This window comes from Microbulbifer maximicatervae (SeqCode) (assembly GCF_052467225.1).
On record NZ_CP174303.1, the window covers coordinates 4845086 to 4870818 of the forward strand.

Annotated in this window: 25 protein-coding genes; 12 read left to right on the top strand and 13 right to left on the bottom strand. The window is 50.1% G+C overall.

Going from position 1 to position 25733, the window contains the following annotated elements:
* Positions 1-93: 93 nt before the first annotated feature.
* A complete protein-coding gene (locus ACJJIZ_RS21015) occupies positions 94-1293 on the bottom strand; it encodes a pyridoxal phosphate-dependent aminotransferase (RefSeq protein WP_444914742.1) in 1200 nt (399 codons plus the stop codon).
* Positions 1294-1876: 583 nt separating this feature from the next.
* On the opposite strand from ACJJIZ_RS21015, the gene ACJJIZ_RS21020 reads away from it, so the two are divergent.
* Positions 1877-2260, top strand: coding sequence for a hypothetical protein (locus tag ACJJIZ_RS21020; protein WP_444914743.1), 384 nt, complete (start codon positions 1877-1879; stop codon positions 2258-2260).
* A gap of 191 nt (positions 2261-2451) precedes the next feature.
* Positions 2452-3084 carry a 2OG-Fe dioxygenase family protein gene (locus ACJJIZ_RS21025; protein WP_444914744.1) on the top strand — a complete coding sequence of 211 codons (633 nt, stop codon included), beginning with the start codon at positions 2452-2454 and terminating at the stop codon, positions 3082-3084.
* A gap of 510 nt (positions 3085-3594) precedes the next feature.
* Here the strand turns inward: ACJJIZ_RS21025 and ACJJIZ_RS21030 are convergent.
* The 3 genes from ACJJIZ_RS21030 to ACJJIZ_RS21040 all read right to left on the bottom strand — a co-directional run bounded on the left by ACJJIZ_RS21030 (position 3595) and on the right by ACJJIZ_RS21040 (position 5483).
* Complete coding sequence (locus ACJJIZ_RS21030; protein ID WP_444914745.1) at positions 3595-4353, bottom strand: hypothetical protein; 759 nt, start codon at positions 4351-4353, stop codon at positions 3595-3597.
* A 34-nt stretch (positions 4354-4387) separates the two neighbouring features.
* Positions 4388-4828 carry a YqaA family protein gene (locus tag ACJJIZ_RS21035; RefSeq protein WP_444914746.1) on the bottom strand — a complete coding sequence of 147 codons (441 nt, stop codon included), beginning with the start codon at positions 4826-4828 and terminating at the stop codon, positions 4388-4390.
* Between the two features lie 181 nt (positions 4829-5009).
* On the bottom strand, positions 5010-5483 hold the full coding sequence (locus ACJJIZ_RS21040) for a hypothetical protein (protein WP_444914747.1): 474 nt from the start codon (positions 5481-5483) through the stop codon (positions 5010-5012).
* Positions 5484-5622: 139 nt separating this feature from the next.
* Between ACJJIZ_RS21040 and ACJJIZ_RS21045 the strand changes: the two genes are divergently transcribed.
* Positions 5623-5823: a CPXCG motif-containing cysteine-rich protein gene (locus tag ACJJIZ_RS21045; protein WP_413664399.1), complete on the top strand. Its 201-nt coding sequence runs from the start codon at positions 5623-5625 to the stop codon at positions 5821-5823.
* A 21-nt stretch (positions 5824-5844) separates the two neighbouring features.
* On the opposite strand, the gene ACJJIZ_RS21050 is transcribed toward ACJJIZ_RS21045, so the two are convergent.
* Genes ACJJIZ_RS21050 through ACJJIZ_RS21060 form a run of 3 tightly spaced genes read right to left on the bottom strand, consistent with a single transcriptional unit; the run spans position 5845 to position 9229 of the window.
* Entirely contained in the window at positions 5845-7320 is a 1476-nt protein-coding gene (locus ACJJIZ_RS21050) for a cryptochrome/photolyase family protein (protein WP_444914748.1), read from the bottom strand.
* Positions 7317-8267, bottom strand: a complete 951-nt coding sequence (locus ACJJIZ_RS21055) for a MerR family transcriptional regulator (protein WP_444914749.1) — start codon at positions 8265-8267, stop codon at positions 7317-7319. Before ACJJIZ_RS21055 ends, ACJJIZ_RS21050 begins: the two co-directional genes overlap by 4 nt.
* Entirely contained in the window at positions 8267-9229 is a 963-nt protein-coding gene (locus tag ACJJIZ_RS21060) for a YbgA family protein (protein WP_444914750.1), read from the bottom strand. Before ACJJIZ_RS21060 ends, ACJJIZ_RS21055 begins: the two co-directional genes overlap by 1 nt.
* A gap of 242 nt (positions 9230-9471) precedes the next feature.
* Between ACJJIZ_RS21060 and ydiJ the strand changes: the two genes are divergently transcribed.
* From ydiJ to ACJJIZ_RS21075, 3 genes are all read left to right on the top strand, one after another.
* Positions 9472-12507, top strand: a complete 3036-nt coding sequence (ydiJ, locus tag ACJJIZ_RS21065; protein ID WP_444914751.1) for a D-2-hydroxyglutarate dehydrogenase YdiJ — start codon at positions 9472-9474, stop codon at positions 12505-12507.
* A gap of 74 nt (positions 12508-12581) precedes the next feature.
* Positions 12582-13319: a tetratricopeptide repeat protein gene (locus ACJJIZ_RS21070; protein ID WP_444914752.1), complete on the top strand. Its 738-nt coding sequence runs from the start codon at positions 12582-12584 to the stop codon at positions 13317-13319.
* Between the two features lie 506 nt (positions 13320-13825).
* Positions 13826-14230: a 3D domain-containing protein gene (locus ACJJIZ_RS21075; protein ID WP_238152122.1), complete on the top strand. Its 405-nt coding sequence runs from the start codon at positions 13826-13828 to the stop codon at positions 14228-14230.
* A gap of 358 nt (positions 14231-14588) precedes the next feature.
* Here the strand turns inward: ACJJIZ_RS21075 and ACJJIZ_RS21080 are convergent, their stop codons facing one another.
* Positions 14589-15122 (bottom strand): hypothetical protein, encoded by a 534-nt coding sequence (locus ACJJIZ_RS21080; protein WP_282934257.1) that lies wholly within the window; start codon positions 15120-15122, stop codon positions 14589-14591.
* Between the two features lie 204 nt (positions 15123-15326).
* A complete protein-coding gene (locus ACJJIZ_RS21085; RefSeq protein ID WP_238152121.1) occupies positions 15327-15635 on the bottom strand; it encodes a hypothetical protein in 309 nt (102 codons plus the stop codon).
* Between the two features lie 149 nt (positions 15636-15784).
* Between ACJJIZ_RS21085 and trhO the strand changes: the two genes are divergently transcribed.
* Complete coding sequence (trhO, locus tag ACJJIZ_RS21090) at positions 15785-16786, top strand: oxygen-dependent tRNA uridine(34) hydroxylase TrhO (protein WP_444892795.1); 1002 nt, start codon at positions 15785-15787, stop codon at positions 16784-16786.
* Positions 16787-16794: 8 nt separating this feature from the next.
* Here the strand turns inward: trhO and ACJJIZ_RS21095 are convergent, their stop codons facing one another.
* Positions 16795-17187 carry a hypothetical protein gene (locus ACJJIZ_RS21095; RefSeq protein ID WP_282934259.1) on the bottom strand — a complete coding sequence of 131 codons (393 nt, stop codon included), beginning with the start codon at positions 17185-17187 and terminating at the stop codon, positions 16795-16797.
* A gap of 592 nt (positions 17188-17779) precedes the next feature.
* Positions 17780-18931, bottom strand: a complete 1152-nt coding sequence (gene apbC / locus ACJJIZ_RS21100) for an iron-sulfur cluster carrier protein ApbC (RefSeq protein ID WP_444914753.1) — start codon at positions 18929-18931, stop codon at positions 17780-17782.
* A gap of 211 nt (positions 18932-19142) precedes the next feature.
* On the opposite strand from apbC, the gene metG reads away from it, so the two are divergent.
* Complete coding sequence (gene metG / locus ACJJIZ_RS21105; RefSeq protein WP_282934262.1) at positions 19143-21170, top strand: methionine--tRNA ligase; 2028 nt, start codon at positions 19143-19145, stop codon at positions 21168-21170.
* Between the two features lie 10 nt (positions 21171-21180).
* Here the strand turns inward: metG and ACJJIZ_RS21110 are convergent, their stop codons facing one another.
* A complete protein-coding gene (locus tag ACJJIZ_RS21110; RefSeq protein WP_444906413.1) occupies positions 21181-22083 on the bottom strand; it encodes an EamA family transporter in 903 nt (300 codons plus the stop codon).
* 151 nt (positions 22084-22234) lie between these two features.
* On the opposite strand from ACJJIZ_RS21110, the gene ACJJIZ_RS21115 reads away from it, so the two are divergent.
* The 4 genes from ACJJIZ_RS21115 to ACJJIZ_RS21130 all read left to right on the top strand — a co-directional run bounded on the left by ACJJIZ_RS21115 (position 22235) and on the right by ACJJIZ_RS21130 (position 24451).
* Entirely contained in the window at positions 22235-23182 is a 948-nt protein-coding gene (locus tag ACJJIZ_RS21115) for a D-2-hydroxyacid dehydrogenase (protein ID WP_282934264.1), read from the top strand.
* A gap of 260 nt (positions 23183-23442) precedes the next feature.
* Positions 23443-23694 carry a hypothetical protein gene (locus ACJJIZ_RS21120; RefSeq protein WP_282934265.1) on the top strand — a complete coding sequence of 84 codons (252 nt, stop codon included), beginning with the start codon at positions 23443-23445 and terminating at the stop codon, positions 23692-23694.
* A 39-nt stretch (positions 23695-23733) separates the two neighbouring features.
* Complete coding sequence (locus tag ACJJIZ_RS21125; RefSeq protein WP_444914754.1) at positions 23734-24231, top strand: hypothetical protein; 498 nt, start codon at positions 23734-23736, stop codon at positions 24229-24231.
* Entirely contained in the window at positions 24209-24451 is a 243-nt protein-coding gene (locus tag ACJJIZ_RS21130; RefSeq protein ID WP_444914755.1) for a hypothetical protein, read from the top strand. Before ACJJIZ_RS21125 ends, ACJJIZ_RS21130 begins: the two co-directional genes overlap by 23 nt.
* 126 nt (positions 24452-24577) lie before the next feature.
* On the opposite strand, the gene yghU is transcribed toward ACJJIZ_RS21130, so the two are convergent.
* Positions 24578-25456, bottom strand: coding sequence for a glutathione-dependent disulfide-bond oxidoreductase (gene yghU, locus ACJJIZ_RS21135; protein WP_444914756.1), 879 nt, complete (start codon positions 25454-25456; stop codon positions 24578-24580).
* Positions 25457-25733: the final 277 nt, after the last annotated feature.

Below are 25733 nucleotides of genomic sequence, written 5' to 3' on the forward strand. Positions count from 1 at the left end.
TCGCCGGTGGCATAAACATTACAGCCACCGGCATGGGAAACTTGTCATCACTTCAAAGGCGAATTTGGCGACAACCAGCCTCCCGGCAAAGGCCTAACCGGCCTGGCGGTTACCACTGGTGACGAACTGCTCAATGCGATCCAAGGCCCGCGACAACTCGGCCTCATCAGCTGCCAGGGTGAGGCGAACATGATTCACTGAACTGCTACCAAAGGGCGCGCCAGGCAGTACCGAGACCCGCTCAGCATCCAAAAGGGCTTCAGCGAAGGTTTGCCCTGAGCTGGATACCTTGGAGACATCCACCATAACAAACATCCCAGCCTCAGGGCTGTAGCAACTCAAGCCAGGTATCTGGCCAATCCTCTCAACAATCAGGTCTCGACGCTGCTGATAGGCATCCCGCATCTGCTTCACGAAGTAGCTATCAAATTCCAGGGCAAAGGCAGCGGCCTCCTGGATAAACTGCGGGCAGCCAAAAATTGTCGCCCCTGCAAAAGCAATCAAACGATCTACCAGGGGACCACGAGCTACTGCCCACCCCAGGCGCCAGCCACTCATGGCGTGGGATTTGGACAAGCCATCAACCACAACAATATTATCCAGCGACTCCGCTGCCGTACGCAGAGAGGTGTGGCGGCGGGCAAAGGTGATCATTGAATAAACTTCATCACACACCAGCCAAATATTGCGCTCGCGGCAGTATGCCGCCAACTCGCGCAATTGTTCAGGGGTAGCCATCGCGCCAGTCGGGTTTACCGGCGTATTGATCATAACAACCTTGGTCTGCTCACTGATGGAGGCCTTGATAGCGTTGACATCAAAAGCAAAATTGGTCTCCGCCGGGCAAGTCACTCTCTTTACGGAGAGGCGCAAGGCATCACAAATGGGGACATAGCCGATATACATCGGCTCGGGAATTACTATCTCCTCACCGGGGTTTAGCAGGCAGGCAAGTACTGCGTAGATAGCGTTGGTTCCACCGGGGAAAACAACAACATCATCCGGATTACAGGGGTGGGGAGAGACCTTGCTCTCGATGTCCGCAATAGCCCTGCGCAACATTGGCTCCCCGGCGGCAGGGGAATAGTGGGTGCGCCCCACTCCCAGGCGAGCGCGGGCAAAGTCGAGGATCGGCTCGGGGGTGTCAAAGTTGGGATCACCTACACAGAGAAAGATGACATCCTCCCCTTTATTGGCGAGATCGTGAGCCCGGTCACTCACAGCCCAAACATTGGAATCCTCACCATTCAAAGCCTCACTTTGCAAGCTGAACCTGGGGGTAAAATTTGTCACGTTTTTCACTATTTAGCAGCCATTTATAGGGGCTAAGGTAACAACCATCTGGGTAATCGGTGCCGCTATATGACCGTCAATTTCGCATTAGAGGGAGCTTTTCTCAGGTATTCCCGCAGATAATGCGGGGGCCAGTGTGTTCACGTGGATCGCGACTAGAAATAGATTTTCAGTCTCAGTTACTCAGGTCGATCCTGCCGCCCCAAAGAGAGCGAGTAATGAGTAAAACTTAAGCAAGGTATCACCCCATCCCACTGCAATTGAACACTATTAACCGGAGCCAGGAAAATCCCAGGGCTATGGACAAAGCTTCATTACGATGTTCTTTTTTGACATCCCGTCCGCTCCCCATGCCCCTTTCACCTGACTCGCAGCAATCTCCCTCAAGTTTTCGCTGTATATAGATTAACTTTAATCTTCAAAGATGGAGGGCAAACTCCAATCCCGGTATAGGTGCAAAACTGGCCCCTTAGCGCCTCTGGATATACTTAGTGTTAACCAGCTTTGATCTTCCGAGACTATCTATTACGGCTTGATTGCGTGTTATCGTTAACACCTAAAAACCAACAAGTAAATTTAAATCATGGATAAGATGAAACAATTACTGACCTTACTTTTGCTCTCCTATTCACTTACGGCAATCGGCACTGAAATTTCTCAGGAAAGGAAGTTGGAGCTTATTAATTCTATCGAGAAAAAGATTGCCTCCAACTATGTCCTGCAAGAAAACCTGGAAGCGATTCACTCTTCATTAGATAAAATAGCAATCCCTATCGCCAAGGCAGTTAATCCGATTACCAAAGCTAACTGGGAGGGGACTGGTGTAAAACCAGATATCGAGATATCCCGGGAGAAAGCATTTCCAACAGCCTATAGACTCCCCTTACAAGAGGCCAAAATCTCTACTGCACACCCGGAACATTTAAAAGAAATCCAGCAAAAGCTACAAGATTTCGTTAGCCTTTAAATTACCTCACCCTCCTTACAATAAGTATTCAGTCTATTAAATCAGGAGGGAGGCCTAGCCATTAGCTTCCCTTCCCAGATTAATTTAATATCTTACAAACAAAAAACGGCGTTTAAAAATTTTGAAGAACAGTCATTCACATTAAAATCCTAATGTAAACCTCATCTTATTCGTATTATGAGGCAAGTCAGATGTTTCAGTTTACCCAAATTCGTAGACATATCCCTGAGGATCTTGAGGACAGCTTTGCTCGACTCCCTCCAGATGAATATTTAAAATCCCAATATTCATATCGTTATCGAACATATTGCTCAGGATTATATCGTGGCAACTCAATCGAATGGAACCCTAGTACCATTTTCATGCAAAGTAAAACGATTAACAAATACCTCGGGGATATAGAGCGTCACTACCCCGCACTGGAACCAAGTGCTAGAATATTTTCGCAGAGCATTGTAAGGCACCTAGTATCCAGCCAATATATACCGGCAAATGAGTATCAGGTCGGATGCCACCAGATAAGAGTTCGTGCTACAGATGAATTCAACGCTTATCCCACCCCTGAAGGTTTTCACCAAGATGGGTTTGACTATGTGGCGATTAATTGTATTAATAGGAATAATGTCAATGGAGGCGAGTCATTCATCAGCAGCTTGGATGAAAATGAAATTATATTTCATGGCACACTAACCCCAGGAAAAGCTTTAGTTTTGAACGACAGGTCACTCAAACACTACGTAAGCCCCATCACCCCTCTTTTTCCAGGGGAGGCTGTTAGAGATGTTGTGGTAATTACATTACACAGCAATACAATCAATATATAAAAATATGAAGTTTACCCAATCTAGATCACAGGGAATTATTTTTAGATTCAAAAGACTGGCCATCCAAATCAGTCTACCTTTATCTCTATACCTAACACTAGCTTATATATTTAAAGCCCCACAAGAAACGGAAGTCCTAGAAATATATCTAGTAGGATTATGTTTAATCCCAGTGCTGACCACACTCTGGCTATTAATATTTAACTCAGGAAAAGGAAAGGTAGACGAGTATAGCCTTGAGTTCACGAATAGTCACATCATCTATAGATCACTCTATGGCAATATAATCATTCCAATGTCAGATAAACTTTCAATTAAAACACACGGCAAACCACCTAACTCCATTTCCATAACGGGACACAACCACTCAGCCCATGTTGATTTAAACCTATTTTCATCACAACAGAGAAAGGAAATTCTTAAACAATGTCATTTTCTAAAAAATAACTGTCAAGATTAACCTTAGATACCACCACCTTCACTGTCTAGAGCCATAACTGCATAAACTCATTAAGGCTCACACTTCTCAATTACAAGAAGTTGATTTTTATCATACAATCTGGAGTTAGCTCTCAGATGGTTAGCATACCCTATCAATTCACCTAGAGCATTAACAAAAACCCTTTTGACTTTTAGATTTACATTTTTATAGTCATCAACAGATTGGAAAGCCCCACTTTCAAAATCAACAAAAGCTCTCTTTAAGTCTGAACTTGAAATACTCTGGGCCATTCGTACCCCTGAGAGAGTTACAATATAGGTACCTTCATCATACTGGCCAATATATAGGGAGCTACATTTCATGGCCCCATTCTCTATATCGTAAAACCCCTCCTCCATATCTAAAAACTGTTTGTAATCACCAAGAATTGTTTTAACCTCATTACAAATATTTTGATCTATTAGAGGCAATAAATCTAATTCTTTCTTATCAACCCCTTGTGTAACAAGCCCATACTCAATTACTGAGCAAAACTTCGCAACCTCTTCTTTATGGATTAAAGACAGCTCTCCATCATCCCCCACTTGAATAGAAAAGGAGAAACTAAACTGATTTAGAAAATCCACTTTCGACAGGAGATGGGAGTTTCCTTGGAACGAGGTTAACCAGGTGCCAAATGCATTAGGATACTCAACCAAGTAGATGCCCGGTTCCACTTCTGCCAAATCAAGTATAAAGCTACAATCGATTGGCTGCCGCTCTGAAGGAGAGCCTGACTTCATTTTAAATATGTCTTTTCTTCGTACTTCAAATTTTTGTGAAAACACTCAAACAAAATCTCTTACTAACTTAATATCCGCATCAAGATGCTTGCAAGACCATATAGCAAACCACCAGATAGCGTAGACATTTACCCGTGGCAACCAGCAGCAAAAACCAAATCAAGCGAATTCGTAAAACACCAGCCATTACAGTAAGGGGATCACCAATAATAGGCACCCAGGAAAAAAACAGGGAGAATACCCCATATTTTTTAAATCTCTGTTCAGCCTTTACAAACTCCTCTTCAGACATTCTCAACCATTTCTTGATCACGCCCAAACTGGCCCAATAGCCTAATGCATAATTGAGAAGAGAGCCCGCTACATTCCCTGTAGTGGCGACTACTATCAGGGCCCAAGGGGAGAGCCCTTGGAGCAATAGACCTGTCAATACAATTTCTGAGCTTAGCGGCAGAATGGTCGCTGCTAGGAATGCTGATACGAAAAGCCCCAAAAATCCAAACTCAAGAAAGTACCCCATAATGACGACTCACGCCCAGCTAAACTCGGCATTCCTTCTATCTATATTTATAATTGTGCCACTATAATCGAAAAAGGAGGACTTCCCAATAAACCCCTTCATCAATGATGGGCGATACTAGCCACAAGCCTCTACTTTTTTCTTCACCCTTGTTAACGCATTTTACCTTACCAAGACTAACTTAGCCCCAAGTACAGATCCTCTCACTTGAAGAAGGAATCAATGTCCACCCCATAATTCTCCAGCCACCTTCCAGTTTTGCTATCGACAAGATATTGCAGGCAGCTTTCCTACTCCTTTCTTTTGATTTGGATCGCTGAAAAACAACAAGCGATGTTGCTGAGCCATCTTCTGAAACATAAATTTTCTCTATATATAATCCAGAAAATGGATATGTCTCTAGATCCATAGTTTTACGCAGCTGGCCGATAATTACGGGGATTAAATCGGGATGATTAGACAACCCCGGCTGCTCACCGATAAAAAACAAAGGGGATTGAGCAAAGTACTTCTTCAAACTACTCGGCGGAGATGAACTATTAAATGTGCTGTAGAAATTTTTAATAAGATCAGAGACTTCACTACGCGAGCTTGCATACATCTCAGATGAAAAGACAATAAATACGACAACCAACAGCGCCATAGCAATTTTCATGGCTACCACTTCCTATTTTAAGGAGTTTCTGAGTAACTCTGCAATTAGAGGGGACTGACTAAAGGTTGAAGTATAGTTATGCTATTAACTCGCATGGACTAAAGAAGGAAATCTGACAATCACCAGACGGAGTTATCCTGTGCCAGAGGTAATAGTTGAGAGAAGTATTTACTGCCCTTATTGTGGTGAAATCATAAAAATACTGGTTGATTCATCAGTTTTGCCTCAACAGTACACTGAGGACTGCCAAGTTTGCTGTAGGCCTATCGTTTTCTCTGTGGAACTCGATTTAAATGGCGAGCTATCTATCGTGGCTCATACTGAGGATGAAGCGTTCTAAATCGCATTGTCGCACTCAAATTCACTTCAAATTGGCAAAAACTTCAATCGCTCGCTTCCGTCCAGCCCCCACATCGCAAATCACTTGAGGATAGCCTTGAGTCGGCGGTGGATCGTGTATGGCTTTGTCGCTCAGCTCCTTTAGCTCAGGTATAAATTTGCGGATAAAATCTCCATTGGGATCAAAACGTTGCGACTGACTATAAGGATTAAATACACGAAAATAGGGTGCAGCATCAGTACCCGTGGAGGCAGTCCACTGCCAGCCCCCATTGTTGGAAGCAAAGTCTGCATCAATTAAGCGCTGCATAAAGTAGCGCTCACCCCAGCGCCAATCTATCAGCATATTTTTACTGAGAAATGAAGCTACTATCATACGCAATCGATTATGCATCCAGGCAGCCTCATTTAACTGTCGCATCGCTGCATCAACTATCGGAACCCCAGTCTCCCCCAAAGTCCAACGCTCAAACTGATCCTTATTGTAGGACCAGGGAATTTGGTCAGTTTCCTGCTTGAATGGCCTCCCTTTACTCAGACGGGGAAAGTCCACCAACAAATGGGTATAAAACTCCCGCCAGATTAATTCGCTAATCCAACAGGCCGCCCCATCATCTCCACCCAGCCAACGTCCCTCATTCATATCCAACGCCATAGCTATACATTGGCGAATCGAAACAGCACCACTATTTAGGTAGGGGGATAAGCAGGAGGTACTATCGAGTGCTGGAAAGTCTCTCTCTACCTGATAAGCAGATATTTTTCCACCGAACTTCTTGAGCCGTTTCAGTGCCGCCTTTTCTCCTGCTTGCCAACCTTTAATCAGGCCTTCATTGTCGATCTTATCTATCGAGTATGTCGACAGTTGCGCTGGAATCTTTTGGCTTAATTTCTGCCCTTCAGATAGAGAAAACCACTTTGGCCAATGTGCTCCATTTTCCCGGTTAGAAATTTTCCGAGGCTTAGGTAAGGTTTTTACTTCACTATCGGCACACAATTGAATCAGTGCACGCTTGAAGGGGGTAAACACCTTGTAGGGTTCCCCTCCGCCGGTTCTTACTGCTCCCGGTGGAAGCAGGGTGCGGTCACTGTAGAATTGAACCTGAACCCCCTCATTTGTCAGTAAATCTTTTACTGCATTATCACGGCGCAGCTCATTGAGTGGATATTCAGCATTCGCATAGAGAGCATTGATATTCAGGCGCTCAACTATTTGCTGAAGAACCCCTGGAACCTGAGCAAATGTAGGAACTTCAATGAAGTACAGCGGTATATTTCGCTCCTCTAATCCATCTTGTAATTCACGCAAACAGGCGATACGAAAAGCCACCAATGGATTGCCTTCGTCATGGCTCTGCCAGGTACCCGGACAGGCAATAAATACAGCAGCCACCTCCTGACATTGCATACTGGCTTGGTAAAGTGCTGAATTATCATTGAGGCGTAAGTCACTGCGTAGCCATACCAGGCCACGTGGCAAAGTCACTGGGCGACTCATAGCTTTAAAGACTCCCGCAATTGTGTAACTGCGCTCTCTGTATTTCCGGCAAGTACTTTTGTTAAAGGGAGTCGGTTCAGTTCAGTCAAAGCCAAACGCTGCACCTCAATAAAATCACCCGCAAGCCACAGAGGATCAGTCATCCCCTGAACAGCACTTGGTAGCTCACGTTCAAGAATATTTTTCGGCATAGCCTTGTGGCTATAGCAAAGCACTCCCTGAGCACCCAGTTTTTTGACTGTACTTCCCAGCTCCAATAATCCCGCAGGATAAGCCAGGGTAACGGCCTCTATTCCTGCGGCAAGGAGTACCGCAATAAACATCTGTATAAATGCCTGTTGGCCCTGAAAGCCAATTTCCAGTAAAAGAATACGGGGCTTCGCCTGGGACTTGTCTTTGTCCAGGTTTTTCCTGGCCATACCATTAGTCAGAAGTAGCTGTTCATTTAACAGAGGCCAGAAAAATGTCTGCGCCCCATGGGCTTCAGGTAGGCGAAATCGCTCAAGCCGCACATGCAAAGGTTTCAGCCAGTGCTCCAACAGCAAAGCTGCAGGGAATGAGGAAAACCACTGATCGAGACGGCGGCGCAGCTGGGGTTCTGCAAAGTCTCTGAGAAGACTGGAGGTTTCATCCAGCATCGCCTGCCAATTGTTTTTTCCATCGCCTGCAGTCGCTGGCACCCCTAAATTGTCCTGCTCTCGCGCCAACAGGTCTCGCACTTGACCAATGGAAACGCCCCTGGCGAGGCATTGCAGGACCTTTTCAATCTGCTCGACTTCCTCTTCACTATAAAGTCGATGCCCTTTGCTGGTGCGCATGGGTTTTAGTAAACCATAGCGGCGCTCCCAGGCCCGTAAGGTCACGGGATGCACCCCGGTCCTCCGAGCTATCTCACGAATCGGAAAATAGTTTTTTTCAACAACTTCTGGGTCGGACATGACGCTCATTATCGAAATTCACATAAACCTAATTCAGCCGGCTCGGCAGCGAGCAAGACCTGGCTGTGGATAAAGTGGTGTGGGCTTCTCGGCAAGTAATGACGGAGCATAGTAAGCACCGCCGAAATCGGTTTATGCCCTTGCCGGTACTCCTCGATAAGCTGGGCCAGTTCAGCCCGCTCTTCCCGGCTTAAATAGCCCTTTAAATGCCCCTGGCTGTGCATCAGTGCATTGGTTCGATCCTTGCGCGATGCATGTTGGGAGAGAATATCCATAATCCGCCCACGAATTTCATAAGCGAACTCTTCGGGGGTCACCGCACGAGAGTTGGAAACAAACTGACCCAAGGCACGGGTCAGAGGCTGGCTATGGGCTAGCAAGAGGTACTTATAAGCGGTGTAAAACTCAATAACTTTAGCAGGTCGAGGATCCGGCGATACATAGCGATGCCAGGCATCGTAAGCAAATACTCGGGTTAAAAAGTTCTCGCGAATATCGCTGGCATTCAGTCGCCCTACTTCCTCCATAGGGAGGTGGGGGAAATTCTCTCTCACACGCGCAGCAAATAGACCTGCCGAATGCGCCAGTACACCGCGACCATCTTCTTTGTAATGGGGGGTAGTACGCATACCGCAGCTGGGAGACTTTTGCATCAGGATAAAACCGCGCAACTGCTCGATCTCCGGACTTATCTCGTCTGCGTAAGCTTCAAGGTCCTCTGTCACATCGATATTGGTGTCATCGCGCCCAACTGCGCGCAGGCGATCACTGACAATCAGGTGAATTGGCGGGCGGGGCACTCCCAAGCCTATTGCCACTTCCGGGCAGTAAGCTTGCAGATCAAAGCAATTACCCAGCAGCTGAGTGCAGACTTTGCTGTGCTTATGGCTACCGTTATATCGAACTGGATCACCCACGGCACAGCGGCTGATACCAACGGGAATCTTATGCGGCAGGAATTGAATATTCATAGTCACAAAGTGTGCAGGTAATGGCCTACCTTTTTTATAGCCTGCCACTAAAACTTATACAAGCCCTGCCTTTGTATAGGTTTTTGAAAATCTCCTGCAAGGTCGCCGTGGCTTGCGCAAATGCAAACCAAAGCTACAATGCAAAGCCGCGTTCATTCCGAGATTTAGCGCTGCGCGCACTATTATCGCCAGTCCCCGGTCTGCGATGCGGCCCATACCTCCCGGAAAGTACGGATTAGCTCATGATTCCAGCATTGCGCGAAGTCGACGAGGTTCAGGCGCTCTATTTGCAGTTCTTGCAGGAACTGAAGGACGCAGGTTTCCGTGGCGATACCACCCCCAGTTATGCCAGCCGCACGGTCCTGGCTACCGATAATTCGATATACCAGGTCCTCCCCCAGGCCGTTGTTTATCCCCGCGACAGTCGTGACTTGCAGCTGCTCGCTGAGCTGGCTGACAGGGAGGAGTTTCACTCGGTAGTGCTATCCCCCCGTGGCGGTGGTACCGGTACAAACGGCCAGTCCCTGACCGATGGACTGGTTGTGGATATCTCCCGCCATATGAACCAGATCCTCGAAATCAATGTTGAGAAGCGCTGGGTCCGGGTACAGGCCGGTGTGGTCAAAGATCAACTGAATGCAGCACTCAAACCCCACGGCCTCTTTTTTGCTCCGGAGCTTTCCACCAGTAACCGAGCCACCATTGGCGGCATGATCAATACCGATGCCTCGGGCCAGGGTTCATGTGTCTACGGCAAAACCCGCGATCACGTGCTGGAGTTACACACCGTATTATTGGGCGGTGAGATTTGGCACTCGGCCCCGATCGACGATGAGGAGCTGGCACAAGTCAGTGTCGGGGATAAACGCTCTGCACAGGTTCACCAAGTCTGTGACTCTATCGCGCGTACAAAAGCAGAGTTAATCACAGCAAAATTTCCCAAGCTCAACCGCTGCCTCACCGGCTACGACCTGGCTCATATTCGCGACGATAAAGGCTTTAACCTCAATAGTGTTCTCTGTGGCTCAGAGGGAACCCTGGGTTTTATCGCCGAGGCAAAACTCAACCTGTTGCCAATTCCCAAATGTGTCGCTTTGGTCAATTTAAAGTACGACCATTTTCAAGAGGCGCTACGCGACGCCAAAGACCTGATGCTGGCCGGTCCCATGTCTATCGAGACAGTAGACAGCAAAGTGTTGCAGCTGGCGATGGAGGATATTGTCTGGCACAGCGTCAGTGAATTTTTCCCAACAGACGATCGCCCGGTCAAGGGCATTAATTTAGTCGAGTACGCCGCCGATAGCGAAGAGGAATTGGAGCAGGCACTAGCTCAATTTACCGCTCATATTGATGAAGCTATTGGCCAAGCAGGTAAAAGTTTCGGCTATTCCATTGCCCGAGGCCACGCCGAGGTCAATCGAATCTGGGCCATGCGCAAACGGGCCGTGGGCTTACTGGGGAATGCCCAGGGAGAAAAACGCCCAATTCCCTTTGTCGAAGACACGGCAGTACCACCGGAAAACCTGGCGGATTTTATCGCTGAGTTCCGCGCGGTATTGGATGAGGCCAATCTCGACTACGGTATGTTTGGCCATGTCGATGCGGGCGTGCTGCACGTGCGTCCGGCAATTGATATGAAAGACCCCCAGCAAGCCGCACAAATTCGTCCGATCACCGATCAGGTAGTCGCCCTCACACAGAAATATAAGGGCCTTTTGTGGGGGGAGCATGGGAAAGGTGTCAGATCAGAGTATGCACCGGAATTTTTTGGCGAGCTCTACCCAGAGCTGCAAAAAATCAAAGCCGCCTTCGACCCTCGCAACCAACTCAATCCGGGGAAAATAGCTACCCCCAGTGATGACAGCCAGCTGCTGAAAATCGATGAGGTATCCACCCGAGGCGAGCGGGACCGACAAATTCCCGCCCAGGTCTGGGAGGGCTATGAGGAAGGTGTGCACTGCAACGGCAATGGCGCCTGTTTTAACTGGAACCCCGACGATGCCATGTGCCCTTCCTACAAGGCCACTCGCAACCGTATTCACTCTCCCAAGGGGCGCGCCTCTTTAATGCGCGAATGGCTGCGATTGCTCAGCGAAAAAAATGTTGATGCGGTCTCCAGTGCCCAGCGCCTGCGGGAACGCTCCTTTTTTGTCGGACTCCCCAAGCGCATTATCAATTCCCTGGCAAAAACCCGTGGCGAGTACGATTTCAATCACGAAGTTAACGAGGCGATGCAAGGCTGTCTGGCGTGTAAATCCTGTGTAGGGCAGTGCCCGATAAAAGTGGATGTGCCGGAGTTTCGCAGCAAATTCCTCGAACTCTACTACAGCCGCTATTTGCGTCCGCTAAAAGATTACGCCGTCGGTGGGCTGGAATTCCTGATGCCACACCTGGCCAAGCTACCTCAGTTATACAACTGGCCACTAAAACTCAAGCCAGTTTCCTTCCTGATGGAGCGCCTGTTCGGCATGGTGGACAGCCCACTGTTATCGGAAAAAACCTTGAAAGCGACTATGGCGGAGCTGGGTGTGCCTGTCGCCAGTGCCGCCTGCCTGGAGTCCCTGGGCCCGGCACAGCGCAGTCGCGCAGTGGTGATAGTGCAGGATGCTTTTACCAGTTATTTTGATGCCCAAGTGGTTGCCGACATTGTGCGCTTGCTAAAGCAGCTCGATTTTGTCCCCATGCTGGCGCCCTACCGCGCCAACGGTAAACCCCTGCATGTCCACGGTTTCCTGCGCCAGTTCCAGAGGGTCGCTGAATTAAACAGCCAGATGCTTAACGACCTCGCCGCCAGCGGTATTCCCCTTGTGGGCATCGACCCCTCAATGACCCTGACTTATCGCTCCGAGTATAAAAAGCTGATGGGCGATGAGGCACCCAAGGTCCACTTGTTACAGGAATGGCTGGCTTCCCAGCGGGAGCACCTGGAACAACAGCGCCACCGCATAGCGCCCGCCAACTTCCAGCTTCTGCCCCATTGCAGTGAACAAACCAATGCCACCGCCTCGGTGAAAGACTGGCAAAATGTTTTCACTGCCCTGGGCCTGGAACTCGCTACCGAGAGCCTCGGCTGCTGCGGTATGGCCGGTACCTATGGCCACGAAGCAGATCACAAAGAGACCTCACGAGTCATTTTCCAGCAATCCTGGGCGCCCCGATTGAACAGTGGCGAAAACCAGTTGGCCACCGGCTATTCCTGTCGTTGCCAGGCCAGTCGCTTTGCAGGCGTATCCTTGCGCCATCCGCTACAGGGGCTACTGGCACAACTGGATAAATAGGCATTTACTGACGTAAGAGGCCCATATCTCCGGGTCTCTTACCGTCCACCCAAAGTAGCCTGCGGGAAGTGCCTATGCACAAACATCTCTCAAACCTGCTCATGCTGTTTTATGCACTGCTTGGCATCGCCGTATTGCTAGCAGCAATATCCATAAGCTCAAACTCCGGGAAAAAACAATTAGGGCACCATCTATCCCAGGCCCAACACTCCCTGGCATTGGTTACTGAGGCTGAAACCTACGCCCGCACGGGCAACTACGCCGACGCACTGCCACTTTACGAAAAGGCCATCTCCTCACTATCTGACTATCCGGATCAACAACAGGCCCTGCGCTACCGCTACGGCATTGTGCTCAATGCATTTAGCGCCCAAGCGCGACCTGACCTCTACCCCCTTGCCCGCGCACAGTTCGAATCGGTCCTCAATTACCTGGATGAGGGCGCGGTGCTACCGCAGTCCACCGCGAGAGTGCGGTCAGCCATGGCACACACTTACCATCAGCAAGCAGCAACGGAGAAGGAGCACACTCAGCGAGCTCATCTTCTACGCTCGGCTTACCTTCTATATAAGAGTGCAATTCAAGGCCTGCGCGAACAGGCGGAATGGCAGAACCTTGCCATCACCTATTTCAACCTGGGGCAAGTCTGTGAATGGCAGGGAAACCTGGAGGAAGCCATCATCTGGTTGGAAAAAACGGTGAAGCTGGACATACAGCACAAGCTGCCGGACCTCCAGGAAGACAGTGACTACTTATCCGCATTGCGCAGCCAGGTGGAACCGATACTGGAAAACCCCGAAACCGCGCTGTAAGTACTGGGGATTCCCTGCATTTTTTAATGTGGCGCACCGGTTTTTCCGCTAAAACCTGCTGTTTTTTGTCATATCAGCAATATATGGAGAATAAGTCACAAATAATTTATGAGGAATTTTTTACTGTTCCAGTCATGCTAAGCAATGCCCTCCACCACTCCTAGCACGACTCTTTAGAATGACATCGCTGTCACGCAATTTTTCTCTTTTGAAACCATTTACCAAGGAGCTGGGTTCTATCCGGCCATTTCCTTCTGTACAAAATATATACAGTGCAATTTTATTGTTCTTTACATCTGAAAATTAAGCCATTTTTTTATTTTCTGTAAGTAACCCGCCAATTCATACGGCTTTTTCTCGCTTTGCAGGAAAAAGTTGATACCTCAGGAATCGCCGGTAATATAGCCAGCGTTGATTAAATATTGATCAACGATTTCCAAACAAACTTGGAAATTTCACAAGCAGCCCTTGGCTTGTGACCATTTATGACCTGGAGGTAATGGGACATGATGAAACAGACTCTGCGAAATACTGCCTTTTTTATTGCTGCCTTGCTCGCTATCGGTGTAAGCGTTAATGCCTCAGCAGCACTTAAGAAAACCATGATTGTTGACGCAACTGCTTACAACTCTGTACCCGGACAAACTGACAGTGATCCCTGGGTAGCAGCTTGGAACAACCGCCTGCGCCCCGGTGACAAAATTATCGCCGTATCCCGTGACCTGGAAAAACACGGTCTGACTAACGGCGCCAAAGTTAAAATTGAAGGTCTGCCTGGCACCTATACCGTGCGCGACCGTATGAACAAGCGTTTTACTAACCGAATCGATGTTTGGATGGAGAAAGACATTAAGAAAGCCCGCGCCTGGGGCAAGAAAAAACTGAAGATTGTTTTTGAACCCGTAAAGTAATTAGACCTAATTTCAACAGAGCTTGTGACCCCGCCCTCCAGCGGGGTTTTTTTATTGTTAAAAGAACTTATATCTAAGGAGCCTCTGAATAACTCCGTAATGCCTCTGCGGGTCTTGAAGGCGCAGATGTTAGGCGCAGCTCGCCGCGAATGGCCGTAGCCCTTTGCAAGAGCTGCAACGCAGCAGCTGTGGCCTTCAAGGCCCGCCCTTCGGGGCTTGCAGAGCGATTCACACTCCGCGTTGCGACTTCTTGAAAGGTCTAGACATTCCTACGAAGCCGCGCCTTAATTGTGAACCGCTCTGCAAGCCAGAGGTATCAAGGAGTTATTCAGAGGCTCCCTAATCCAACAAAAAGCAATCAGGGTTCCATCTCCATTAAAAACCCTTCTAGCTCTATACAATTTGAATTTCCGATATAAAACAGGCTCGGCTGCTGGTTCTCGGTATAGCGATGTTTTAATCCATCCTCGCCAATTAATATTAAGTATTCTGATTTTACCCAGCGCTCACCCTCCCTGTATTCCGTTAGCCATAAAAGCGACGGCTGCCCCTCGTGACAGAGCCCATAAAACATGCGGGTTTTTTCCACCAGTTTCTTGGTCATGTAATCTAGATAGCGGCCGGGATAGGTATAGCGATCAGCCTCAATACCAATTTTCTCTGGGTTTATCCCCATATCGGCGCGGCCAACTCTCTGTATATAAATTGCCAGGTTCTCGTCGCAATCGAGACAATGGCGCCCGGCAACAATGGCATAACCACTCAATTCGGAGATAAGTCGGGCTTCTTTCAGGTCAGTGGTGAGCAGCTGTCGATTGGAAAGGCGGATGCTCTCTGCGGATACCAGTGGACTTAATACAGTCACCAGCAGAATAAGGTAGCGCAGGTTCATGGGGAGGGTAACCGCAGGTTAGGTAGTACCGCCGGAGACCTGGATTCCACCATTGTCTCGCGGCGGCACTGTGATTGGGTGTGCTGTTACACAGTCGCGATTCCCTTCTCACATTAACCATAGCAGTTTGAACAAATGTCAGCCGACTTTTGCCACAACTCCCGCTGGGAATTGCCAGTCAGCCGATTCACCCCTTAAGAGGACTTACCAGCTGCCGTCGGCTTCCTGAACTGGCCCAACAAAGGTAGCGATCCCCTCCTCTTTAAGAGCATCGAGCGCTTCATCCAGCGCTTCCCGCTCAGTCTCAAACGCATCTTCCCAAACGGTTGAGTTGTTGTGTTCATCGACGATTTCAAGCAGCCAGCCGCCCTCACCATCTTCATAAATATCGATCTGGACGGAAACCTCGCCCTCCCGATAGATCTGGCTCAACTCCGATTCTTTCGGTGCAAACTCTTCGCCCATGGGATTCGCCTCGCTGTGACCTTGAAATTTCGGCCAGAACTTTGACAACTTGCGGCCCGACGGTCAACTACAAATCCCTTTTCTTGCAGATGCGGACCGCCTGCTTACTGTACGACAAGCTCCTTTTTTTGCGATAAAATGCGCGGCGATTTTTTCTGCTCCGGATTTGCGATCCGGCCCGCAACTGAGGAAGTACCATGAACCAATTTGTTGTCTGTGCACTGTATAAGTTCGTTACCCTTGAGAACTTTGAAACGCTTCGCGCCCCACTGCTGGAGGTGATGCAAGAAAACAGTGTTCGCGGCACCCTGCTGTTGGCCCAAGAGGGCATCAATGGCACTGTAGCCGGCTCCCGCGAAGGTATCGACGCGGTATTAGCCCATTTGAAGTCAGACGAACGCCTCGCCAACCTGGACTACAAAGAGTCCATCACCCAGGCAATGCCCTTCCTGCGCAGCAAAGTGAAGCTAAAGAAAGAAATTGTCACCATGGGTGTAGAGGGCATTGATCCACTGCGCACCGTCGGCACCTATGTCAAACCCAAAGACTGGAATGCCCTGATCAGCGACCCAGAGGTTGTTGTCGTGGACACCCGCAATGACTATGAATTCCAGGTTGGTACTTTCAAGAATTCCATCAACCCAGAAACTGAAACTTTCCGCGAGTTCCCGCAGTACGTAAAAGAGAATATGGACCCGGCCAAGCACAAGAAGGTCGCCATGTTCTGCACCGGCGGTATCCGCTGCGAGAAGTCCACAGCCTATATGAAAGAGCAGGGCTTTGAAGAGGTATATCACCTCCACGGCGGTATTTTGAAATACCTGGAAGAAGTCCCAGCAGAAGAATCCCTGTGGGAAGGCGAGTGCTTTGTTTTCGATGAGCGGGTGACAGTCAACCACAACCTGGAACGCGGCAAATACGATCAATGCAATGCATGCCGCATGCCCATCACTGAGGAAGACCAGCAATCTCCCCTGTTCGAGCAGGGTGTAAGCTGCCCGCACTGCCACGACAAGGTGCCTGAAGCTGACCGAGCCCGTTTCCGCGAGCGCGAAAAGCAAATTCAGCTGGCCAAACAGCGCGGTGAAGTACACATTGGCCAGGACGCCCGCGCGCAAACCGTCTCCCGCCGCGAGCAAAAGAGAGAGGAGCGCCGCCGCCAGGCTGAAGCCCAACAGGCGCGCAACCAGCAGGCCTAACTCCTCCCCTAGAGAGCAAGAGGCTGAGGTACGACCTTTATCTGGGCTAGCCAGGCCTCTGCCTCAGCCTCCACAACGAACTCCCTAGAACTGAGCCTACACAGGCAGGAGCCATGGCTGGGCAGCGGACAGGTCCAGCGCCCTCGCGGATGTAACACCGCGATAAATGCCCGTCGCAGTACAGGGTTCTCAGCAATAAAGTGAATAAATTTCTGGTGCTCCTCCAGTGTGGTTTTGCTGCGCGCATAACGCAGGTCGAGTAGTACACGTAGGGGTTTTCGGTGGCGATACTTTTCCACCAGTAGTGCAATGGCTTCTATTTTGTCCTTATACCCCACCGGACCAAAAAAAAGCACACGCGCTATTCCACCCGCCGGCCGATAGCTAATATGAAAATTCATTGATAACAGCACCCGTGCGCTTGTCTTTTTTATTTTTATCGACTACAGCTTCCGCAATGCCTCTTTTTATTGTCTTACCTGTATTGAAAACGCGAAATAAGGCAGACTTTTTTCTCGTACACTCCTGATATTTACTTCTATCTCAACGGCAATCCAACATCCGTATAAAGGGTTTGACGTTTGTCGGCGAAAATACTGCACCTGTAAACCCGTTTTAATACCCTCAGCCCCAACTACATTTAATAAGCGACAAAAAACCTGCAAATACTGCCACCTAAAAATCATAAGCGGTCTATATCGCAAAAAAATATCGGCTTTATGATTTTTAAAACAATAAGTAACTAGTACGATCAAAATACCCCTGTTTTTTACCAGGTAATTCTGTGAAATATTTTGAAACTTCTAATTTACCCAGGGCGCGACAGAAGTGGGCTATCGCTAAAAGGAAATCTGTACCATAAAACAAGGAACAAACTAGTACGGCTTACTTCAATGAGGGACACCGGGCTGCATCAATATAAAAATATTGGAGCCCGGTAAAAACAGAAAAACAAAGAAAATTATTTCTTTGTGATCAATATCGCGAATGGGTTCAACTTATTTCGATTTCCGGCATATCGCTGTCATCACTGCTGTTTAACCAGATCTGGGCAGCAGCCTTGCGGGCAATTTCGCAATAAAAACCAGCAATTTCACTATCTGGATCGGAAATAACACTGGGCTGTCCGCTATCCACATCGGCGCGGATTTTCTGTGCCAGCGGAAGCTCTCCCAGTAAATGGGTATCGTACTCTGCAGCGATTCGCTCACCGCCACCGGTACCGAAAATTGGCTCGCTGTGACCACACTTGGAACAAGTATGCAGCGCCATATTTTCCACAATACCCAGCACAGGTACCGATACCTTGCGGAACATCTCCACGCCCTTAATGGCATCTTTTAGTGCCAGGTCTTGAGGGGTAGTTACAATTACCGCACCGGCCAATGTAGTTTTCTGTGCCAGCGTCAATTGAATATCCCCGGTACCCGGGGGCATATCCACAACCAGGTAATCAAGCCCATCCCGACTTTCCCCCCACAGGGTTTGACTGAGAATCTGGTTGAGCGCGCCGCTGGCCATAGGCCCGCGCCATACCGCTGGGGTCTCCTCGGTCATCAGGTACCCCAGAGACATTGTCTCTATTCCGTGAGCCTCTACCGGCACAAAGAATTTCTGTTCTTTCACATGCGGGCGCTGGTCTTCAGTTCCCAGCATGGTGGGCAGGCTCGGGCCGTAGATATCAGCATCCAACAAACCAACCCGGGCACCTTCCGCCGCCAGGGCCAGGGCCAGATTGACCGCAGTCGTGGACTTGCCAACCCCGCCTTTGCCCGACGCCACAGCAACAATGTTTTTTACCTTCGCCAGAGTTTCCGGCGCCCCGGAAGTCGGCGTAGCGGGAATATCGCTGAACAGCTCAAACTGCAACTTGGAGCCTTTGAGGGGCCCGGCTTTCAACAGCGGCTGACAGCTCTCCTCCACCCGCTGGAGCCAATCTGCCTCCTGGCTGGCACACGGATATCCCAGGGTAATCCCGGCGAAAACAGTTTCGTCCTCATACCCAACTTCAATTTCTGCGTCCAAATCATCCAGCGGCAAGCCACTGGCAGGATCATGCAACTGGCCGAGGCACTCCGCCAGTCGCTCCAGTTCAGCCTGAACTTCCTGTGACAGCTCGTCATGATCGTGATGATGATCGCTCACGGTATCTCCCTCTCAGCGCTTCTAGATTGGCTCGCATTGTGTCGGATGACGCGGCCTAACACCAGCCACAGCAGCCAAACAAGGATTCACATAAGCCAGCTTGATCCCTCCACGACATAGTGCAAATCTGCTATATTCCGCGGTCTTTTGACGATCTTCGGCCCACTCTCCGTGAGTCCCTGGCCGCAACCCCACAGCGATGGAAAAACCGATGTCCGATACGCGCAACATTCTCGTCACCAGCGCACTGCCCTATGCCAATGGCTCCCTACATCTGGGCCATGTGCTCGAATATATCCAAACCGATATTTGGGCCCGCTTCCAGCGTGCGCGCGGTAATAACTGCCTGTATATCTGTGCCGACGATGCTCACGGCACTGCAATTATGCTGAAGGCTGAACAACTGGGCCTGACCCCGGAACAGCATATCGCCAATATGCAGGCAGAACACGAGCGCGACTTCGCCGACTTCCTAATTGGTGTAGACAACTACCACTCCACCCATTCAGAGGAAAACCGCGAGCTGTCGGCAATGATCTACCGCCGCCTCAGCGAAAACGGCCACATCGCATCGCGCACTATTACCCAGGCTTTCGATCCAGAGAAACAGCTTTTCCTGGCGGATCGCTATATCAAGGGAACCTGCCCCCGCTGCAGCACGCCCGACCAGTATGGTGATAACTGTGAAGCCTGTGGCGCCACCTACAGCCCTACCGAACTGATCGATCCGGTATCAGCAATCTCCGGCGCCACTCCGATAGAAAAGGAGTCAGAGCACTTCTTCTTTACCCTGCCCGCATTCACCGAATACCTGCGCGAGTGGACCCGCTCCGGCACTCTCCAGGATGAAGTAGCCAACAAGCTGGCCGAATGGCTGGAAGAGGGCCTGCAAGAGTGGGATATTTCCCGCGACGCCCCTTACTTCGGTTTCGAAATTCCCGATGCGCCGGGCAAATATTTCTACGTGTGGCTCGACGCTCCCATTGGCTATATGGCCAGTCTCAAAAACTACTGCGACAGCAAAGGGCTGGACTGGCAGGAGTACTGGAAAAAAGACAGCGACGCCGAGGTCTACCATTTTATCGGCAAGGATATCGTCAACTTCCACGCACTCTTTTGGCCAGCCATGCTGGACTCAGCGGACTTCCGCACCCCCAACAAAGTTTGCGTACACGGCTTCCTTACCGTAAACGGCAAGAAGATGTCCAAGTCCCGCGGCACCTTTATCAATGCCCGCAACTACCTGGATCACTTGAGCCCTGAGTATTTGCGCTACTACTTCGCCGCCAAACTGACCGGTGGCGTCGATGACCTGGATCTGAACCTGGACGATTTTATCGCCAAGGTGAACTCTGACCTGGTGGGTAAAGTAGTCAATATCGCCTCCCGCACCGCCAAGTTTGTCAGCAAGTCCGGTGGCAAGCTGGCCGGCGAACTGGCCGACGAACAATTGTGGAACCAATTTGTAGAAGCGGCTCCACGAATTGCTGAGTATTACGAGCAGCGAGAATACGCCCGCGCCATGCGCGACATTATGGCTCTGGCCGACGCCGCCAACGCCTGGATCGCCGACAAGGCTCCCTGGTCCCTGGCCAAGCAGGAGGGCACCGAAGCTGAGGTTCTGGCTATTTGCTCCCAGGGTGTGAATATGTTCCGCGCCCTGATCACCTGGCTCGCCCCGGTATTGCCCAACACTGCACAAAAAGCGGCGGAGTTCCTCAACAGTGAGCTGGATTGGAACAGCGCAACCAAACCGCTGACAGATCACGAAATCAAGAAGTTCAAGCCGCTGCTGCAACGGGTGGAGAAAACCCAGGTAGATGCGGTTATGGATGCGGCTGCGGAATCCCTGGCCCAGCTACAAGCGGAAACCAAAGCTGCTACCGGCCCTCTGGCGGAGGACCCCATTGCCGAGGAAATCCAGTTTGATGACTTCGCCAAAGTAGACCTGAGGATCGCCCTGATCGCCAAAGCTGAACACGTTGAAGGCGCCGGTAAACTGCTGCGCTTAACCCTGGACCTGGGCGGCGAAACCCGCCAGGTATTTGCCGGTATTAAAAGCGCCTACGCCCCTGAAGACCTGGAAGGTAAGCACACCGTTATGGTCGCTAACCTAGCGCCGCGTAAAATGCGCTTTGGTGTCAGTGAAGGCATGGTTCTGGCAGCGGGTCCCGGAGGTAAGGACCTGTGGATACTGGAGCCCCACGAGGGAGCCAAACCCGGTATGCGCGTAATGTAATTTCCCTGCGCTAACGCAGGGAAACTGCAATCAAGCCGGCACACACCAGCCCCACTCCCAGCAGCTGGGGCCTGTGTGCCGGCTCCTTGAGTAACCAGACCGCCAAGCCCACGCCCAGGGGAATACTCAACTGCCTTAGGGCGACTACATAACTCACATTTTCAGTCATTGTCATCGCCAGCAGTACCAGGCCGTAAGTCGCTCCCATCATGGCACCGGTCAGAGCCCCGACCTTCAAATCCCGAAAACTTTGGATCAATGGCGCAGTGCCACTCTGACCCAAGCACCCCAGAAGCAGCCATACACCACAGGCGAGAAACTGCATCCCCAAATAGCTGTAGGCCAGAACAAGCGCAGGGATAGTGCCTCCCGCAGCATCCCCCAGGTAAATCAGCGCCCCTTTATCCGCCAGTGAATAGCCCACAGTGCCAATGGCTGCTACCAGCGCCCAGGCGCAGTCCGCGCGCCAATAAGCTCTCCAGTGCCACTCGCGGAAATACACCAGCGGTACCAGCAGGCAGCCAATTGTCACCAACAGCATTCCCACCCAGGCGAGTGGAGGCAACGATTGCCCCAACAATACCGTTGCCAGTGCAACCAGCAATACCGGCAATGCTCGAGCAACGGGATAGACCAATCCCATATTGGCTCGCTGGTAGGCGAGGGATAAGCCCCCCATATAAATCATTTGAAAAAAACCACTACCGATAAGTAGGATCCAAAAACTTCGCGGGAGCGAATCAACCTGATATAGCAACCAAAAATTTAGCGGTAAAAGAAAAATTCCAACACTGAGAGTCGCGATACAAAAAAAGGCGGGAGTTGGTGTGCGGGACTTCCCCAGTAAATTCCAACCCGCGTGTAGAAATGCAGAAATTAAAACAAGACTGGCAGCGGTAAACGATATTCCCATAGAGGCCCTCTTCAATTGCGACAGAAAGGCCCCGACAAACCAACCGTAGCCACGAATATGCGCAGTTAAGGCCGCTGGCCAGCAAAGTTTTGCATTCCCTCTTCACTGCCGTAGCATGTCCACCACACTGCAAATCTATCGAGGAGATGTCATGCGCGGCGTATTTCTGGACACTTTGACAATGAAGCTTGAGGAGCTGGATACCTCGGCCCTAACAAATAGTCTAGACCAGTGGGACTTCTATGAAACGACTCCCGCCGAAAAAGTCGCGGAGCGAATCGCCGAGGCCGAGGTGGTAATAACCAATAAAGTCATAATAAGCCGCACATTATTGGAGCAGGCCAGCAAATTAAAAATGATTTGTGTTTGTGCAACCGGTACAAATAACATCGATCTCGCCGCCGCACAGGAATTAAATATTCCGGTGTACAACGTTAAAGGTTATGCGGGGGCTTCTGTACCACAGCACACTCTTGCCCTGATCCTGGCTCTTGCTTCCAAGTGGCACCGCTATCACAACGATGTTTTTGCCGGACGCTGGAGCCAATCTACAATTTTTTGCCTGCTCGATCACCCAGTGGTTGAACTCGCAGGAAAAACACTCGGTATCATTGGCTTTGGTGCCCTCGGGCAGAAGGTGGCAAAACTGGGGGAAGCCCTGGACATGCGGGTACTGGTGGCTGAATCATTTAGCGGCACACCCGCTGAAGGCAGGACGCCACTGCAACAATTGTGTGCAGAGTCCGATGTCATCAGTCTGCACTGCCCGCTCACAGAAGAAACCGATCAGCTGGTAGACGAGCAATTCATCGCCGCGATGAAACCCGGCGCACTCCTGGTCAATACGGCTCGGGGCGGGCTGGTAAATGAACAGGCACTGGCGGATGCTTTGCGCAGTGGGCACCTTGGGGGGGCGGCGCTGGATGTCCTCAGCCAGGAGCCCCCACCCGCCAGTCACCCACTATTGGACAGAGATATCCCCAATTTGATTATCACCCCCCACAACGCCTGGATCAGCCGTGAATCACGCCAGCGCCTACTCAACGGCGTCGTAGAGAATATTGAAACCTGGAAAAGTGAGAGTACCAGCCATCCATAAACAACTCGCTTTTATCTAACCCAAGCCATCTCAGGCATCTGCCGGTCCGAGGACTAATCCCCTCTGTGAACTCAGGCCGGCTTTTGCCGTTTGAAACTACGACCGGGCCCGAACAGCTGCCAGCCATAGTCCAAGATCAGTAGCAGAGACAGGGACTTTTTCCTGCAAAAATCGCGTGAAAAAAACCCCTTTTTCAAGTGGGAATTACCACGCGGGACTATAGACTTCCTCGGCAATTAAACCCCGAGAGGAGAAACCTGATGGCAACCGCAAGATCTCCACATACGAACTCCAGTAGGGAGAAGCTGCAACAGGCCTATAATCTTGCTGGAGAGGCCGCTTCACAAGCTGCTGGCAGCTTGAAAGAGAGGGCCCGGACCTCTGTAGAGTCCCAGAGACAACGTGCCACCGATGTAATGGAAAAAGCGGAGTCCTCACTTCGGGAGCGCCCCATTCTCGCTGTTGGCTGTGCATTCGTTGTTGGCTGGGCAATTGCGAAGCTCTTTAAGTAACGCTTCTCTCTTTTTTTCGACTGGTAAGGACACCCCCTGATGGGCAATGAAAAAAAGTCCCAAGCGTCTGGCGAGAATGCCGATCCCGCTGCGCAGGAGCGCAGCCCGGGTCAGTCTTCACCTTCTCCCTCAGGGAAAGACTCTGATGGAGAAGGTGAAAATAGCCTTGAAGCTACCCTTGCTCGCGCCGAGGCAACACTGACCCTACTGACTGCCTGGTTGGCTAATATTCAAAAGCTATTCCAGCTGGAGTTGGATAGAACGATTGCAGCCGGCAAGCGTATTGTTGCCCTGCAACTGATGTTACTGCCTCTAAGTGCGGCCCTCATCGTCAGTCTCTGTGGAGGCGTTGGGCTGATTGCCTACTATTTTTCCCAGTCTATTTATTTGGCATTTCTGGTATTTATTCTTATCCAGGTCGCTATTTTGGCGGGAGCTATCGTTTATCAAAAGAAGCTGGTGCCCCTACTGGGTTTTGAAGAGACCAAGCGACAAGTTAAAGAGGCTTTAAACGATGTCACTGAAGTCTTTAAATAAACAGATCGAACAATGCAGCCGGGATACGGAGCGACAACGGCTCAGTGTTTTGGCAATCGTAAATAGACAACAGCAAGATGTTCAGCAGCGTTTACAGGGAATTCCCCTGCCACTGGTTTTAGGTCTGGCTTTAATTGCCGGGTTCGCGGCGGAAAAATTATGGCAATTGCCCCGCACCTCACAGGTGGTTCAGTTTATGCTGTCTATGAGGGCTTTTTAGCCGACGCTACTCTTTATAAAAATATTAATTCAACGGCCACTTTTAAAAAGAGGGGCACCGGAAAATAACCATAGAAAATAGATACTGGCACATCTTTGTGCCAGCCTCACCTATTAATACCCTGTATTAATCAACATCCTTGTCGGTCACTTTATCTTGGGTGTTATTGTCAAAATCACCGGCGCTGTGGCGCTCATGTAATTGTTCGCTGGGCTCACCCCAGGTTCGATTGACCATTCGTCCGCGCTTTACTGCTGGCCGCTCTGCAATTTCCCCCACCCAGCGATTGAGATTTTTGTAACTCTGGGTATCGAGAAATTCCGCCGCACTATAAGCTTCATTGCGCACCAGGGCCCCATACCAGGGCCAGATCGCAATATCGGCGATGGTATAAGTCCTTCCCGCCACATACGGATGCTTTGCCAGCTGTTGGTCCAATACGTCCAACTGGCGCTTTACTTCCATAGCAAATCGGTTGATCGGGTATTCATATTTTTCCGGTGCATAGGCATAAAAGTGTCCAAAGCCTCCCCCCAGGTAAGGGGCTGAGCCCACCTGCCAGAAGAGCCAATTCAAAGCCTCGGTGCGCTGCTCAGGCGTATGAGGCAAGAGGACATTAAACTTTTCTGCCAGGTAGAGCAGTATGGAGCCACTTTCAAATACCCGGATTGGTGGCGTAGTGCTGTGATCCACTAAGACCGGAATCTTGGAATTTGGGTTTGCTTCAACAAAACCACTGCCAAACTGCTCTCCTTCAGTGATACGGACTAAATGGGCATCGTATTCTGCTCCCTCAAACCCGAGTTCCAATAACTCCTCTAACATCACCGTCGCTTTAACCCCGTTCGGCGTGGCCAAAGAATAGAGCTGCATCGGGTGCTGCCCCTGCGGCAGCGCTTTATCATGGGTCGCACCCGCTACCGGCCGATTGATACTGGCAAAAGCGCCCCCGCTTTCCTTATCCCACTGCCAAACCTTGGGGGGAGTGTAGGTTTCGTTCGACATTAAACTGCTCCAACTGAATTTAAGGTTGCTCTCAAGCAAAAACACGCATGCCGCGTCAATATACTGTATTGCCTCTACCCCACGCTTAACACCAAGTACCAAACTGGGTTACCCATCTTGTACCTATCGTTTCAAATTGACATAGGTACTGCAAATAGTATCCACAAAGGCCTCCACCTTTGCTCCAAGTGGAGTCCTTTTGATCCAGAGGTGGCCCTTTGTCGGCCCTTTTCCCCTGCCACCCTCCTCACGAGTTGAAGCCCCCAAGCGACTCAAC

Coding starts and splice junctions, on each gene's coding strand:
- ACJJIZ_RS21040 (WP_444914747.1), bottom strand. CDS start 5,483: ATGAAAATTGCTATGGCGCTGTTGGTTGTCGTATTTATTGTCTTTTCA.
- ACJJIZ_RS21095 (WP_282934259.1), bottom strand. CDS start 17,187: ATGAATTTTCATATTAGCTATCGGCCGGCGGGTGGAATAGCGCGTGTG.
- ACJJIZ_RS21070 (WP_444914752.1), top strand. CDS start 12,582: ATGCACAAACATCTCTCAAACCTGCTCATGCTGTTTTATGCACTGCTT.
- yghU (WP_444914756.1), bottom strand. CDS start 25,456: ATGTCGAACGAAACCTACACTCCCCCCAAGGTTTGGCAGTGGGATAAG.
- ACJJIZ_RS21020 (WP_444914743.1), top strand. CDS start 1,877: ATGGATAAGATGAAACAATTACTGACCTTACTTTTGCTCTCCTATTCA.
- ACJJIZ_RS21115 (WP_282934264.1), top strand. CDS start 22,235: ATGCGCGGCGTATTTCTGGACACTTTGACAATGAAGCTTGAGGAGCTG.
- ACJJIZ_RS21125 (WP_444914754.1), top strand. CDS start 23,734: ATGGGCAATGAAAAAAAGTCCCAAGCGTCTGGCGAGAATGCCGATCCC.
- ACJJIZ_RS21130 (WP_444914755.1), top strand. CDS start 24,209: ATGTCACTGAAGTCTTTAAATAAACAGATCGAACAATGCAGCCGGGAT.
- ACJJIZ_RS21025 (WP_444914744.1), top strand. CDS start 2,452: ATGTTTCAGTTTACCCAAATTCGTAGACATATCCCTGAGGATCTTGAG.
- ACJJIZ_RS21050 (WP_444914748.1), bottom strand. CDS start 7,320: ATGAGTCGCCCAGTGACTTTGCCACGTGGCCTGGTATGGCTACGCAGT.
- ACJJIZ_RS21110 (WP_444906413.1), bottom strand. CDS start 22,083: ATGGGAATATCGTTTACCGCTGCCAGTCTTGTTTTAATTTCTGCATTT.
- ACJJIZ_RS21060 (WP_444914750.1), bottom strand. CDS start 9,229: ATGAATATTCAATTCCTGCCGCATAAGATTCCCGTTGGTATCAGCCGC.
- trhO (WP_444892795.1), top strand. CDS start 15,785: ATGAACCAATTTGTTGTCTGTGCACTGTATAAGTTCGTTACCCTTGAG.
- ACJJIZ_RS21035 (WP_444914746.1), bottom strand. CDS start 4,828: ATGGGGTACTTTCTTGAGTTTGGATTTTTGGGGCTTTTCGTATCAGCA.
- ACJJIZ_RS21055 (WP_444914749.1), bottom strand. CDS start 8,267: ATGAGCGTCATGTCCGACCCAGAAGTTGTTGAAAAAAACTATTTTCCG.
- ydiJ (WP_444914751.1), top strand. CDS start 9,472: ATGATTCCAGCATTGCGCGAAGTCGACGAGGTTCAGGCGCTCTATTTG.
- ACJJIZ_RS21080 (WP_282934257.1), bottom strand. CDS start 15,122: ATGAACCTGCGCTACCTTATTCTGCTGGTGACTGTATTAAGTCCACTG.
- ACJJIZ_RS21120 (WP_282934265.1), top strand. CDS start 23,443: ATGGCAACCGCAAGATCTCCACATACGAACTCCAGTAGGGAGAAGCTG.
- metG (WP_282934262.1), top strand. CDS start 19,143: ATGTCCGATACGCGCAACATTCTCGTCACCAGCGCACTGCCCTATGCC.
- ACJJIZ_RS21075 (WP_238152122.1), top strand. CDS start 13,826: ATGATGAAACAGACTCTGCGAAATACTGCCTTTTTTATTGCTGCCTTG.